General features: G+C 73.8%; 12 protein-coding genes and 1 pseudogene. 11 read left to right on the forward strand and 2 right to left on the reverse strand.

Features of this window, described 5'->3' with window-relative positions:
* Positions 1 to 30: 30 nt before the first annotated feature.
* The 6 genes from AC3ETA_RS00395 to AC3ETA_RS00420 are packed head-to-tail and all read left to right on the forward strand — an operon-like array spanning position 31 to position 4,789.
* A complete protein-coding gene (locus AC3ETA_RS00395) occupies positions 31 to 1,431 on the forward strand; it encodes a condensation protein (protein ID WP_432190772.1) in 1,401 nt (466 codons plus the stop codon).
* Positions 1,428 to 2,165, forward strand: coding sequence for a class I SAM-dependent methyltransferase (locus tag AC3ETA_RS00400; RefSeq protein ID WP_432190773.1), 738 nt, complete (start codon positions 1,428 to 1,430; stop codon positions 2,163 to 2,165). Before AC3ETA_RS00395 ends, AC3ETA_RS00400 begins: the two co-directional genes overlap by 4 nt.
* A 24-nt stretch (positions 2,166 to 2,189) precedes the next feature.
* Positions 2,190 to 3,116, forward strand: a complete 927-nt coding sequence (locus AC3ETA_RS00405) for a hypothetical protein (RefSeq protein ID WP_432190774.1) — start codon at positions 2,190 to 2,192, stop codon at positions 3,114 to 3,116.
* Entirely contained in the window at positions 3,113 to 3,403 is a 291-nt protein-coding gene (locus AC3ETA_RS00410) for a Trm112 family protein (RefSeq protein WP_432190775.1), read from the forward strand. Before AC3ETA_RS00405 ends, AC3ETA_RS00410 begins: the two co-directional genes overlap by 4 nt.
* Complete coding sequence (locus AC3ETA_RS00415) at positions 3,400 to 4,227, forward strand: FkbM family methyltransferase (RefSeq protein WP_432190776.1); 828 nt, start codon at positions 3,400 to 3,402, stop codon at positions 4,225 to 4,227. The genes AC3ETA_RS00410 and AC3ETA_RS00415 overlap by 4 nt, the downstream gene beginning before the upstream one ends.
* Positions 4,193 to 4,789, forward strand: a complete 597-nt coding sequence (locus AC3ETA_RS00420; protein WP_432190777.1) for a hypothetical protein — start codon at positions 4,193 to 4,195, stop codon at positions 4,787 to 4,789. The genes AC3ETA_RS00415 and AC3ETA_RS00420 overlap by 35 nt, the downstream gene beginning before the upstream one ends.
* A 14-nt stretch (positions 4,790 to 4,803) precedes the next feature.
* Here AC3ETA_RS00420 and AC3ETA_RS00425 read toward each other — a convergent pair whose 3' ends face one another.
* A complete protein-coding gene (locus AC3ETA_RS00425) occupies positions 4,804 to 5,682 on the reverse strand; it encodes an ATP-grasp domain-containing protein (protein ID WP_432190778.1) in 879 nt (292 codons plus the stop codon).
* A 131-nt stretch (positions 5,683 to 5,813) separates the two neighbouring features.
* Between AC3ETA_RS00425 and AC3ETA_RS00430 the strand changes: the two are divergent.
* Positions 5,814 to 6,059 (forward strand): annotated as a pseudogene (locus AC3ETA_RS00430) (MerR family transcriptional regulator); the annotation flags it as partial.
* A gap of 89 nt (positions 6,060 to 6,148) precedes the next feature.
* On the opposite strand, the gene AC3ETA_RS00435 reads toward AC3ETA_RS00430, so the two are convergent.
* Complete coding sequence (locus tag AC3ETA_RS00435; RefSeq protein WP_432190779.1) at positions 6,149 to 6,856, reverse strand: FadR/GntR family transcriptional regulator; 708 nt, start codon at positions 6,854 to 6,856, stop codon at positions 6,149 to 6,151.
* 214 nt (positions 6,857 to 7,070) lie between these two features.
* Between AC3ETA_RS00435 and AC3ETA_RS00440 the strand changes: the two genes are divergently transcribed.
* The 4 genes from AC3ETA_RS00440 (at position 7,071) to mreB (ending at position 12,786) form a co-directional block, all read left to right on the forward strand.
* The gene (locus AC3ETA_RS00440; RefSeq protein ID WP_432190780.1) at positions 7,071 to 8,447 is read left to right on the forward strand and encodes an SLC13 family permease; all 1,377 of its coding nucleotides are present in this window, start codon (positions 7,071 to 7,073) and stop codon (positions 8,445 to 8,447) included.
* 52 nt (positions 8,448 to 8,499) lie between these two features.
* Positions 8,500 to 10,044: an acyl-CoA synthetase gene (locus tag AC3ETA_RS00445; protein WP_432190781.1), complete on the forward strand. Its 1,545-nt coding sequence runs from the start codon at positions 8,500 to 8,502 to the stop codon at positions 10,042 to 10,044.
* The gene (locus AC3ETA_RS00450; protein WP_432190782.1) at positions 10,041 to 11,405 is read left to right on the forward strand and encodes a carboxyl transferase domain-containing protein; all 1,365 of its coding nucleotides are present in this window, start codon (positions 10,041 to 10,043) and stop codon (positions 11,403 to 11,405) included. Before AC3ETA_RS00445 ends, AC3ETA_RS00450 begins: the two co-directional genes overlap by 4 nt.
* Before the next feature lie 346 nt (positions 11,406 to 11,751).
* Positions 11,752 to 12,786 carry a rod shape-determining protein gene (gene mreB, locus AC3ETA_RS00455; RefSeq protein WP_432190783.1) on the forward strand — a complete coding sequence of 345 codons (1,035 nt, stop codon included), beginning with the start codon at positions 11,752 to 11,754 and terminating at the stop codon, positions 12,784 to 12,786.
* The last annotated feature ends 28 nt before the right edge of the window (positions 12,787 to 12,814 follow it).

Consider the following 12,814-nt stretch of genomic DNA (forward strand, 5'->3'; position numbering starts at 1 on the left):
AACACACCACTCCGGAAAGGGCCAGGCCCCATGACCGCGCTCCAGCAACCCGCACGCGCCGAGGGCCCGTCGCGGCCGCCGGTTCGTGTGCCGTTCCCCGTCGTGGACGAGGTCGCCCGGCACTGCCTCCAGGAGGAGGAGCCGGAGACGGTCCATATCGAGGTCCATCTGCCGGGACGGCTGGACGAGGAGCGGCTGCGGACGGCGTTCGCGCAGGCGCTGGGCCGGCATCCGCGGATCCTGATGCGGGAGGCGCCGGGGCGGTGGTACCGGCGCCGGTACGAATGGGAGCTGACGGCGGAGCCGGACGTGGAGGTGGTGAGCTTTCCGGCGCCCGGGCGCAACGCCCTGCGGGACGCGCGGACCAGGGCGCTCACCCAGGCGCCGCCGTTGACCCTGTCGCCGCCGATCAGGCTGGAGGTCGTCCAGCGGAGCGGGCCCGTCGAGGGCAGCGAGGCGACGGACGCCGTGGGCGAGCGCGGGGGACGCGGCAAGGCTCGCACGGCGGCTCCCGAGCCGCTCGGGACCGTCCTCTTCCTCACCATCAACCACACCGCCCTCGACGGCCCCGCCTGCCTCCGCGTCCTCGCCACCGCCGCCGAGATCTACGGCGGCCGGGACAACGCCCCCGCGGCCGCGCCGGTCCGCACGCAGGAGGCCCCGCCGCCGCCCGAGGAGACCCCCTCCAACTGGTCACCGCCCGCGCGGGTGGCGCCCGGCACCCCCGAGCCTCCCCCAAGCTCTCGAGGCAACGGCATGCTCGTCACCGAACTTCCCCTGCCGCACCGCCCCAAGGGCTCCCCCTACACCGTCAACGACCAGCTCATGGTCACCACGGCCCTGACGATCGCGCACTGGAACAGGGAACACGGCGACCGGCCCCGCCCGCTGCGGATCACCATGCCCGTGGACGACCGCCCACGGGACGCCACCATGCCCATCGGCAACGGCACCCGCCTCGTCGAAGTCCCCTTCACACCCGCGGAGTCGGCCGCGCACGCGCCGGCCGACATGCCGGCCCTGCTGCACCGCACGGCCACCCGCACCCGCGCCCTGAAGTCCCTCCCCCGGCCCCAGCTCGGCCACGGCGCGGCCCTCCTCACCGCGCCGGTCGTCCCGGTCGCCTGGCGCGCCGCCGTCACCCGGGGCCTGCGCAGGGCCGCCGCGCCCTGGACGTCGACGACCCTGCTCAGCAACATCGGCCGTATCCCCTACGCCCTGGACTTCGGTGCGGACGCCGGCCGGGCGCACGCCGTGTGGTTCTCGGCGCCCGCCCGGATGCCGCGCGGCCTGACCGTCACCACCGCCTCCACGGCCGGCCGCCTCCACCTCGCGCTGCGCTGGTCGCGGACCCTGCTCGGCCACGGCGACGGAGCCCGTCTACGGGACCTGTTCGAGCACTACCTGCACGCCACGGAGGTGACCGAGTGACGACGACCGCCCCACCCCCGAAGGACCTCCGCGACTTCTACGAGAACCCGGCCGTCCCCGTCGCCTCCGGCACCCCCCGCAGCCGCCGCCAGGCCCGCATGCTCGCCGAGGCCCTGGGCCCGGCGGCCGCCGGACGGGCGCGCACCGTCCTCGACATCGGATGTGGCGACGGCACCGCCGCGGCCACCGCCGCCCCCTTCCTCACCGGCCACCGCATCGTCGGCCTGGACTGGTCCCAGGACGCCCTGCGGCGGGCCCGCACCCGCATCCCGTACGCGGTGCGCGGTGAACTCGCCGACGGCGGGCTGCCGTTGCTGACCGGCTCCGCCGACGCCGTGCTGTTCAGCGAGGTGATCGAGCACCTCGTCGACCCGGACGCCGCCCTGGACGAGATCCGCCGGGTGCTGCGTCCCGGCGGCCATCTGATGCTGTCCACCCCGAACCTGGCCGCCTGGTACAACCGGGCCCTGCTGCTGGCCGGGGTGCAGCCGGTGTTCTCGGAGGTCAGCCTGCGCGGGATCCACGGCCGGCCGGGGCGGGAGGTCGTGGGGCACCTGCGGCTCTACACCGCCCGCGCGCTGCGGGAGTTCGTGGCCGCGTCCGGCTTCGAGGTCGTACGGCTGGCGGGTGCGCCCTTCCACGGCGTACCGCGGGCACTGCGCCCGCTCGACCGGCTGGCCTGTGAAAGGCCCTCGCTCGCCTCGATCCTGCTCCTGCACGCGCGGCGGGCCTAGGGGGCGGGGACCATGTGGTGGGGAGTGGCCGCGGCCCTGATGGCGAACACCCTGTACAGCCTCGGTTTCGTCCTGGAGAAACGGGCGCTCACCGCCCTGCCGGAGGTGACGATCCGCCGGCCCGCGCGGCTGCTGCGGCTGGTGCTCGGCAGCCCGCTGTGGATCGGCGGCTCCCTCGCCCTCGCCGCCGGTTTCGCGGCCCAGCTCGTGGTCTACCGCACCCTGCCGATCGCCGCCGCGCAGGGCATCTTCGTCTCCGGCCTGGTGCTGCTCGTGCTGCTGTCCGCGCGGCTGCTGGGCGAGGAGACCAGCGGGCGGGAGCGGTACGCGCTCGGCGCGATCCTCGCCGCGCTGCTGATGGTCGTGCTGTCCCTGCGAGAGGGGCCCGACGGCGGGGAGAAGGTCGGGCAGGCCGCCCCGTACCCGCTGATCCTGCTGGTGTGCGTGCCGTCGCTGGCGGCGGGCGTGTGGCTGTACGGCTCGGCCGAACGCAGGACCCGGCACCGGCACCGGCTGCCGACGACCGGCGTCGAGTACGGCGTGGCGGTGGGGCTGCTGTACGGGGTCAGTTCCCTCGCGATCAAGGGCGTGTCGAGCCATCTGACGACGAGCGGATGGGCCGGCGCACTGCTGGACCTGTTCCGCTCGCCGTACCCGTATCTCCTGCTCTTCACCGGCGCGTTCGGTCTGGTGATGTCGCAGGCCGCGCTGCAACGCTGCCGGGCCTCGCTGATCGTGCCGGTGTGCACGACGGTGACCTGCGTGTACACGGCCGTGCTCGGCACGCTGTCGTTCGGCGAGGCGCTGCCCGAGGACCCCCTGCGGCTGGCGCTGCGGGTGGCGGGCACGGCGCTCGCCCTGACCGTACTGATGTCGATGCCCCGGCACGACCGGCAGCCCGCTCCGTCCTCTCAACCCTCCATCGGTGCCAAGGAGTTGACGCCACCGTGAAGCCCGACGACCCACTCCTGCGGATCCTGGCCTGCCCGCTCGACAAGGGGCCGCTGCACCTGGTCGTGCCGGACACCCCGGCCGGGAAGGACACCGGGAAGGACACCGGGAAGGACTCCGGGGAGAACGCCGGGGAGAACGCCGGGGAGGCGGCCGAGGCGCTGTACAACCCGCGCCTGCACCGCCGTTACCCGATCATCGACGGCATCCCGCAGCTGCTGCCGGACTCCGGCCGGCAGGTCTGCGACGACGAGCACGAGGAACTCCTCAAACGGATGGCCACATGACCAGGACGATGGCAGCGCGCCTGGCCCCGTTCCTGCCGGTGAAGCTGGTCGCGGCGACCGCCCGGGCCGTCTATCCGCGCTTCGAACCGGAGCTGGCCCGGATCGCCGACCTGTGCCCGCCCGGCTGCGGCACGGCGGTCGACGTCGGCGGCTGGTACGGCCCCTGGACGCACCGGCTGCGCAGACGCGCACGGCAGGTGGTGACGGTCGAACCGGTCCCCCATCTGGCGCGCCTCCTCGCCTCGGGGACCCCGCCGAACGTGCGCGTGATCCAGGCCGCTGCCTCCGACCGCCCCGGCACGGCCCGCCTGTGGCTGCCGCCGGGCGACTCCGGCGACCGCGGTGTGTCGTCGCTGGTCCGCCGCGACATCCACGCCCGCGCCCTGCACGTGCCCTGCGTCGCCCTCGACGACCTCGGCCTCAAGGACGTCGACTTCATCAAGGTCGACGTGGACGGCAACGAGCTGGCGGTGCTGCGCGGCGCGACGGGCGTCCTGGCCCGCGACCGCCCGGCGCTCTTCGTGGAACTGGAGTCCCGCATCCAGCCGATCGCGCCGGTGGTGACGTACCTGTCCCTGCTGCGCTACGACGGCTGGGTGCTGCCCGGCAGCAGCTGGGTGCCGCTGGCGTCGTTCCCGCTGGAGGCGCACCAGGCGAAGGCGTCGTACGTCGCCTCCCAGGGCCTCCTGCGCCGGGTCCTGCCGTTCGCTGCCCTTCGGGGGCCCCGCTACGTCAACTCCGTCCTGTTCCTGCCGGACGGCCGCCGGCCCGCCGGACCGGTGCGCGACCATGGGTCGCATGCCCTCCGGAAAGCCTCCCGCTAGCCCGTTCACCGCCGCCGACTTCCAGCTGGTGCTGCTGCGTCGCATGGCCGACCACAATCCGGACCTGGTGGAGGACGCCCGCCGTGAGCTGGGCGTCTCTCTCGCCGGGATGCGCGAGGCGAACAAGCGGTGGCAGGCGATGGTCCGCTCTCCGCGGGCGCGCGCGGCCGCCTCGCGGTACCGGTCGGTGCTGGGCGCGCCGGAGTCCGTCGTCACCCGCAAGGTCGGCGACCTGGACTGCGAGGCCTGGCTGTGGCCGCTCCCGCTCTGGCCCGACCTGCGCTTCGAGGTGCTGCTCGCCCCGAACGGCGCGGTCTGGAACGAGTGGCTGGTCCGCGCCCCCGGCGCCGCGGCCCCGCCCCTGCGCACCCTCGCCGACCTCACCCCCTGGTCCTGCACGGTCGACGAGGCGGCGCGCGCCTTCGCCCCGGCCCGCCCGCTGGAGGGCACGGCTCCCACGCGGTGGGGTCTGGCGTTCACGGCGCCGGACGAGGGCGGTGTGGGGCGGGAAGTGGTGGCGGAGTTCACTTGGGGGTTGTTGCAGCGGGTGGCGGTCCGGTAGTCCGGAGCGCCGGGTCAGCGGGCGGTGGCGGACGCCGCCAGGATCGCCTCCACCACCCGCGGCACCGACCCGGGGTGCAGCCACAGGAACAGGTTCGGTTCGACCAACTCCAGTTCCATCACGCGGGGCTGCCCGTCCTCCCCGTCGACGAGGTCCACGCGCGCGTACAGCAGCTCGGCGGCCTCGGGTACGGCGGCCAGGGCGCGTTCGGCGACGGCGAGTTCGGCCGGGGTCGGGGTCCAGGGCTCCAGGCCGGGGTGGGCGACCTTGCGCTCGTCGTAGGGCGTGCCCGGGGTGAGGACGGCGCCCTTGCGGCCGGCGTGCAGGAAGCGGCCGCCGAAGAACTGCAGCGCCCGTTCGCCGCTGACGTCGATGCTCTCGACGTAGGGCTGCACCATCGCGGTGAACCCCTCCGCGTGCATGCGCGCGAGCTGCCGCAGGGCCGTCTCGTGCTCGTCGGGGGTGTAGCGGGCGGCGAACCGGGCGCCCGCGCCGGAAGTGGGCTTGACGACGTACTCGTGGTCGGCCGGGAGGTCGGCGCTGTCGCCGGGGGCGAGGTAGCGGGTGGGCACGACCGGCACGCCGGCCGCGGCGAGGTCGCCGAGGTAGCGCTTGTCGGCGTTCCAGCGCACCACGCCGGCCGGGTTCGCGAGCCGGGTGGCCTTGCCGCAGCGCTCGGCCCACGCCAGGAACTCGGCGGCGCGCCAGCTGTAGTCCCAGGTGGAGCGGATGACGGCGAGGTCGTAGCGGCCCCAGTCGGCCGTCTCGTCGTCCCAGTGCACGATGTCGGCCTCGGCCCCGGCCTCCGTCAGCGCCCGCGCCAGCACGGGCAGGTCGCGGTCCACGCTGATCCGGTCGCCGGGGCGGCAGGTGACGAGGGCGATGCGGGGCACGCCGGGCTCCTCCATGTCGGACGGGTGTGCGATGCGCAGGCTAACAAGCGCCTGCGGAACCGGGACAGGCCGCTTGACCTTCACCTTCGGTGAAGCCACAGCATCGGTGCGAGGAAGCGGAGGGGATCGCGATGCGCGAGGACATGCTGACGATCGGGGCCTTCGCCAAGGCCGTCCGGCTGTCGCCGAAGGCGCTGCGGCTGTACGACGAGCTGGGTCTGCTGAAGCCCGGCCGGGTCGACCCGGACACCGGGTACCGGTACTACGCCGTCGCACAGCTGGAGCGGGCCAGGCTGGTGGCGTGGCTGCGGCGGCTGGGGATGCCGCTGGCCCGGATCCGTCAGGTGTGCGCGCTGCCACCACGTGGTGGCGGACGTGGTGGATCCGGCGCCGGCCTGAGAACCACCGACAGCGCCGTCAGCCACGCGCTTCGGGTGGGCGGGCGGGAGCCGGCCGACGGCCGCGGTCAGCTCTCTCCGTCCGGCTCCCAGTCGAGCAGCCGCACCTTGGCGACCGTACGGACATGGCGGCGCATGGCGGCCGCGGCGCGACTCGGCTGCCCGGCGGCGATGGCGTCGAGGATGGCCTGGTGCTGGGCGAGGGAGCGGGCGGGCCGGTGCGGCTGACGCAGGGACTCGGTGCGGCTCTCGGCGATCTGGCCGGCGATGGAGCGCATGAACTCGGCCAGGATGCTGCTGTGCGCGGCGGCGGTGACGGCGGCGTGGAAGAGGCGGTCGCCCTCGACCCCGTGGCCGGCGTCCTCGATCTCCTTCGCCATGTGCGCGAGCGCCGACCGCATCACCGTGAGGTCCTCCTCCGTGCGGCGCTCGGCGGCCAGTTCGGCGAGTTTCGTCTCCAGTGCCTCGCGGGCCTCAAGGACGTCCGGCAGCCGCCGGCGGCGCTCGACCATCCGCTCCACGGGTTCCACGTCGAGGCTGTCGCGGACCAGGTACATGCCGCCCCCGTGCCGTACCTCGACCAGGCCCTGCACCTCCAGCACGACGATCGCCTGTTTCACGGAGGCCCGGCTGACCCCCAGCCGCTGGGCCAGATCACGCTCGGTCGGCAGGCGGTCCCCGGCGCCGAGACCGCCTTCGGCGACGTAGGCGCGCAACCGGTCGAGCACCTGCTCGTAGAGGCGCTGTTTGGTCATGGGGCGCAGGGCGTCGGTCACGATTTCCCCCTTCTCGTCGGGAGCGTAACACCGGGCGCAGGGGTGATCGGCGCATCGAGTGGCCAATTGGCTGAGCCAATTCTTGTGCGAACCCTTGACGTTCCCGGCCCGCCCGCCCACGCTTTCCAGCCATCACCCCAATTGGCTCAGCCACTTGGCCAATCCAAGGTGTGGAACCCCGCAACCGCTCCGGGACCCAAAGACGGGAGCCCGCATGTCCCCCGAACTCATCTCGATCCTCGTCCTCGCCGTGGTGTTCGTCGTCGCGACGACCCGCTCGATCAACATGGGCGCGCTGGCCTTCGCCGCCGCCTTCGCGGTCGGCACGCTGGTCGCCGACCTCGACGCGGACGGCGTCTTCGCCGGCTTCCCCGGCGACCTGTTCGTCGTCCTCGTCGGCGTCACGTACCTCTTCGCCATCGCCCGCTCCAACGGCACCACCGACTGGCTGGTGCACGCCTCCGTCCGGCTGGTGCGCGGCCGGGTGGCACTGATCCCCTGGGTGATGTTCGCCCTCACCGGCGCGCTCACCGCGATCGGAGCCGTCAGCCCCGCCGCCGTGGCGATCGTCGCGCCGATCGCGCTGAGCTTCGCCGCGCGGTACGGGATCAGCCCGCTGCTGATGGGCGCGATGGTCGTGCACGGCGCGCAGGGCGGCGGCTTCTCGCCGATCAGCATCTACGGCTCGATCGTCAACGGCATCGTCGAACGGGAGAAGCTGCCCGGCAACGAGGTCACACTGTTCCTGGCCTCGCTGATCGTCAACCTCGTCATCGCGGCGGTGGTGTTCGTCGTGTGCGGAGGGCTCCGGCTGTGGAGGCAGGGCTCGGCGGCGGAGGTCGACGGAGGCGCCCTGAAGGGGCGCGGGGAACTGCGCGACCAGCCACAACGAAGCGGCTCGGGGACGACCCCGGAACCCGGCACCCACCTCTCGCCCACCCCTACGGCGACCGCCACCCGCGAAACGCCCCCTGCCCCCACCCCCGCCCTCACCCTCACCCCGCCCCGCATCGCGACCCTCCTCTCCCTGGTCGCCCTCGTCATCGCCGTCCTCGTCCTCGACCTGGACGCGGGCCTGACCGCGATCACCCTCGCCGTAGTCCTCAGCGCCGTCTGGCCCGACGACAGCCGCAAGGCGGTCGGCGAGATCGACTGGCCGACGGTGCTGCTGATCTGCGGTGTGCTGACGTACGTCGGCGTGCTCGACGAGATGGGCACCATCACCTGGGCCGGCGAGGGCGTCGGCGGCATCGGCGTACCGCTGCTGGCCGCCGTACTGCTCTGCTACATCGGCGCGATCGTCTCGGCGTTCGCCTCGTCCGTCGGCATCATGGGCGCGCTCATCCCGCTCGCCGTGCCGTTCCTGGCGCAGGGGGAGATCGGCGCGGTCGGCATGGTGGCGGCGCTCGCGGTGTCGGCGACGGTGGTCGACGTGAGCCCCTTCTCGACCAACGGCGCGCTGGTGCTGGCCGCGGCACCCGACGTCGACCGTGAGCGTTTCTTCCGGCAGTTGATGATGTACGGAGGGATCGTGGTGGCGGTGGTACCCGCGGTGGTGTGGCTGTTGATGGTCGTGCCGGGCTGGGGGTAGGCCGGTGGACGACAGCACTCGGTGTCCGTTGAACAGCTAAGGAGTACCACGCGTGTCCTCTCTCTTCCCGGCCCTGACGGCCGGTCCGGCGGGGCGACTCGCCCTGAGCTTCGGCGACCGGACCCTGACATACGGCGAGCTCGGCGCCGCCGCCGGTGCCCTCGCGGCACGGATCGGCTGGGCGGACAGAGTGGCCGTCTGGGCGACCCCGGCGCTGGAGACCGCCGTGGCGGTGGTGGCGGCGCTGGAGGCCGGTGTCGCCGCCGTACCGCTCAACCCGAAGTCCGGGGAGAAGGAGCTCGGGCACATCCTGTCCGACTGCGCGCCGACGGTGGTGCTGGCGGCAGCCGGGGACGAACTGCCGGCCCCCCTGGCCGACTTGGCGCGCATCGACGTGGAGGTGACACCTCAGACCGACCCGGCACGCACGGACACACAGACAGCACCTCAGACCGACCCGGCACGCACGGACGTAGAGGCAGCAGCTCAGCCCGACTCCGACGGGCCCGGCACCACTCCGCTCCCCGCGCCGTCCTCGTCCGGCGAGGACCCCGCCCTCATCGTCTACACCTCCGGCACCACCGGCCCGCCCAAGGGCGCCGTCATCCCCCGCCGGGCCGTCGCCCACACCCTGGACGCGCTCGCCGACGCCTGGCAGTGGACCGGCGAGGACGTACTGGTCCACGGCCTGCCCCTGTTCCATGTGCACGGCCTGGTCCTCGGGATCCTCGGCCCGCTGCGCCGCGGCGGATCGGTGCGCCACCTGGGCCGCTTCGGCACACAGGGCGTGACGCGGGAGCTGAACGAGGGCGCGACCATGATGTTCGGCGTGCCGACGATGTACCACCGCGTCGCCCAGGCACTGCCCGAGGACCCGGGCCTCGCCCAGGCACTGGGCAAGGCCCGCCTGCTCGTCTCGGGTTCCGCGGCGCTCCCCCTCCACGACCACGAGCGGATCACGGCGGCGACCGGGCAGCGGGTCGTCGAGCGGTACGGCATGACGGAGACGCTGATGAACACCAGCGTCCGCGCGGACGGCGAGGCCAGGGCCGGCACCGTCGGCGTGCCGCTGCCGGGCGTGGAGCTGCGACTGGTGGAGGAGGACGGGACGCCGATCACGTCGTACGACGGCGAGACGGTGGGCGAGATCCAGGTGCGCGGCCCGAACCTGTTCACCGAGTACCTCAACCGCCCCGACGCGACGGCCGCGGCGTTCACCGCCGACGGCTGGTTCCGCACCGGCGACATGGCGGTGCGGGAGGCCGACGGGTACGTCCGTATCGTCGGCCGCAAGGCCACCGACCTGATCAAGAGCGGGGGTTACAAGATCGGGGCGGGCGAGATCGAGAACGCGCTCCTGGAGCATCCGGGGGTGCGGGAGGCGGCGGTCACCGGAGAGCCGGACCCTGACCTGGGCGAACGGATCGTGGCGTGGATCGTCCCGGCCGACCCCCAGTCGCCGCCCACAATCGCGGAGTTGGCGGACCACGTCGCCGCCCGACTCGCCCCGCACAAGCGCCCCCGCAAGGTCCACCACCTGGACGCGCTCCCCCGCAACGACATGGGGAAGATCATGAAGCGGGCGCTGACCTCATGACGGAACGGCTCGCGGCCCGGCAGGTCGTCGCCCTGCTGACCGACGGCTCCTCCTTCACCGAACTCCCGTACCGGGAAGGGCAGTCGGCACCGGACGGCCCTCTCGCCTGGGACGGCTACGACGCCTCGCGCGCCCGTGCCGTCGAACGCACCGGGGAGCACGAGTCGGTGGTCTGCGGCACCGGCACGATCGAGGGGACGCGGGCGGTCCTGATCGCCTTCGAGTTCGGCTTCCTCGGCGGTTCGCTGGGCGAGCGCACCGGCGACCGGCTGGAGGCGGCGTACGCCCACGCCCGTGCCCACCGCCTCCCCGTCGTCCCGCTGGTGGCGACGGGCGGCAGCCGGATGCAGGAGGGCATGCTCGCCCTCACCCAACTCCAGCGCGTGGCCCGCCAGTCGGCGCTCACCCGGGAGGCCGGGCTCCCGCAGATCGCGGTGCTCCGGGACCCGACGACCGGCGGCGGCTGGGCCACCCTGGGCGCCGGCGCCGACGTGAGCCTCGCCCTGCCCTGCGCCCAGATCGGCTTCGCCGGTTCCCGGGTCCGCCCGCCGGACGCGGACCCGGCGGCGTACACGGCACAGGCGCAGGTGGCGGCGGGGGCGGTGGACGCGGTGGTGCGCCCCGGGGAGCTACGGGGCCAACTGGCCCGCTGGCTACGTCTGCTGACGGCCCCCTCCACCACCCCCGCCCCACCACCGGCCCCCCTCGGCACCACGGACCTGCCGGCCACCGGCTGGGCCGCGGTCCAATGCGCCCGCTCTCCCCGCCGCCCCCGCGCCGACGCCTACTTGGACGCCTACTTCACCCACCGCGTCACGATCAGCGGCGACCGCTGCGGCGGCACCGACCCCGACGGCATGCTCTGCGGCTTCGGCGCGCACGACGGCCGTACGATCGCCTACGCCGCCCAGACCGGCGCGGCCACCCGTCCCGCCGGCTACCGCACCGCCACCCGCCTGATCCGCCTCGCGGACCGGCTCGGCATCCCCGTGCTGACCCTGGTGGACACACCGGGCGCCGCCAATGACGCGGAGGCGGAACGGCAGGGGGTGGGCGCGGCCATCGCGGACCTGTTCGGCGCGGTGGCCTCCGCCCGCACCCCGATCACCACCCTCCTCATCGGCGAGGGCGGCTCGGGCGGCGCCCTGGCCCTGGCCGCCCCGGGCAACACGTGGGCGACGCCGGACAGCTACTTCTCGGTGATCGGGCCGGAGATGGCGGCGGCGATCCTGAAGCGCCCGCCGCAGGAGGTGGAGGCGACAGCGGACCAGCTGCGCATCCGTCCCCAGGACCTGGTGGAACTCGGTGTGGTCCGGAGCTGGGACGAAGGGCTCCCGGGCGAAGCCGATCGCTTCTCCTGAACAGCGGCGCGGCCCGTACTCGGTACGGCCGCGTCGTCGGCACGGCCCGCGCCCGACCGTGACGACCGCGGTCGCGGCGCGGGCCTCTCATGCCGTTCATCAGCCTCCGCCTGGACGAACAGGCCCGGATCCCCAAGGAGGCTCGCGGCGGGGGCAGCGGATAACCCCCATTCAGCCGCACCCCACCCGGCCCCCTCCAGAAGGCGCCCCCCGGCCGGGCGACCCCACGATCGATGTCAAGGAGGCCCGCCGCGAGGCGGGCTCGGACAACACGATCCCCACACACCGAGCGAGGCCCGCCACCCACCCGGCGGACCCATGGTCTGCGTTTTCCGGGAGGACCCCCATGACCGCCACTCTGGAGCAGCTGCGTCGATGCCACTTCGCCGTCGATCTGGGGGCGGCCAGGACCCGTGTCTATGTGAAGGGCTCGGGGCTCGTCGTCGACCAGCCGTCCGTCGCCGCCGTCAACACCCGAACCGGCGCCCTGATCGCGGTCGGCGAGTTCGCGGAGCGGATGACCGGCCGCACGCCGGCCTACATCCGCGTCATGCGGCCCGTCTCCGGCGGCACCGTCGTCGACATCGAGATGGCGCAGCGCATGCTGCGGCACCTGCTCGGCGACAAGATGCGCCGCGCGCTGCGCCGCAAGCCGTTCCTGCGCGCGGCGGCCTGCACGCCGCACGACGCCGATCCGCTCGCCCAGCGCGCGGCGATCGAGACCCTGGTCGGTCTCGGCGCCCGACGTGTGGAGCTCGTCGACACCCTCATCGCCGCCGCCGTGGGCTGCGGGCTGCCCGTGGAGCAGCCCGAGGCCAGCATGATCATGGTGTGCGGGGCCGCCGCGACCGAGGTCGCCGTGCTCTCCCTCGGCAACATCGTCACCGCCGAGCGGATCCGGGTCGGCGGCGAGGCCGTGGACCACGCGATCGTGCAGCACCTGCGGCACGAGCACGAGCTGATGCTGCCCAGCCAGAACGTACGGCCGCTCCAGCTCGCCCTGTCCGGCAACGGGCTCACCCCGCACGGCCCCGCCTCCACCGAGATCCACGGCCGCGACGTCTGCACCGGCCTCGCCCGCTCCGTGCACGTCGACACCGCGGCCGTACGGGACGCCATCCAGACACCGCTCACCGCCGTCCTCGACAGCATCGGCAAGGTGCTCCGCGACTGCCCGCCCGACCTGGTGGCCGACCTCGCCGACCGCGGCATCATGATGGTCGGCGGCAGTGCCCTGCTGCCCGGCTTCGACCAGATGCTCCGCCAGGCCACCCGCATGCCGGTGCACATCGCCGAGCGACCCGACATCTGCGCGGTCCAAGGGCTGGGCACCATGCTGGAGGGCAAGATCGAGCCGATGGAACTGAGCCCGATCTCCTGAACCCCGCCCTCAGCGCGGTCCCGAGCCT

It is taken from the genome of Streptomyces sp. bgisy027, from assembly GCF_057710365.1.

Coding starts and splice junctions, on each gene's coding strand:
- AC3ETA_RS00415 (WP_432190776.1), top strand. CDS start 3,400: ATGACCAGGACGATGGCAGCGCGCCTGGCCCCGTTCCTGCCGGTGAAG.
- mreB (WP_432190783.1), top strand. CDS start 11,752: ATGACCGCCACTCTGGAGCAGCTGCGTCGATGCCACTTCGCCGTCGAT.
- AC3ETA_RS00440 (WP_432190780.1), top strand. CDS start 7,071: ATGTCCCCCGAACTCATCTCGATCCTCGTCCTCGCCGTGGTGTTCGTC.
- AC3ETA_RS00420 (WP_432190777.1), top strand. CDS start 4,193: ATGGGTCGCATGCCCTCCGGAAAGCCTCCCGCTAGCCCGTTCACCGCC.
- AC3ETA_RS00395 (WP_432190772.1), top strand. CDS start 31: ATGACCGCGCTCCAGCAACCCGCACGCGCCGAGGGCCCGTCGCGGCCG.
- AC3ETA_RS00450 (WP_432190782.1), top strand. CDS start 10,041: ATGACGGAACGGCTCGCGGCCCGGCAGGTCGTCGCCCTGCTGACCGAC.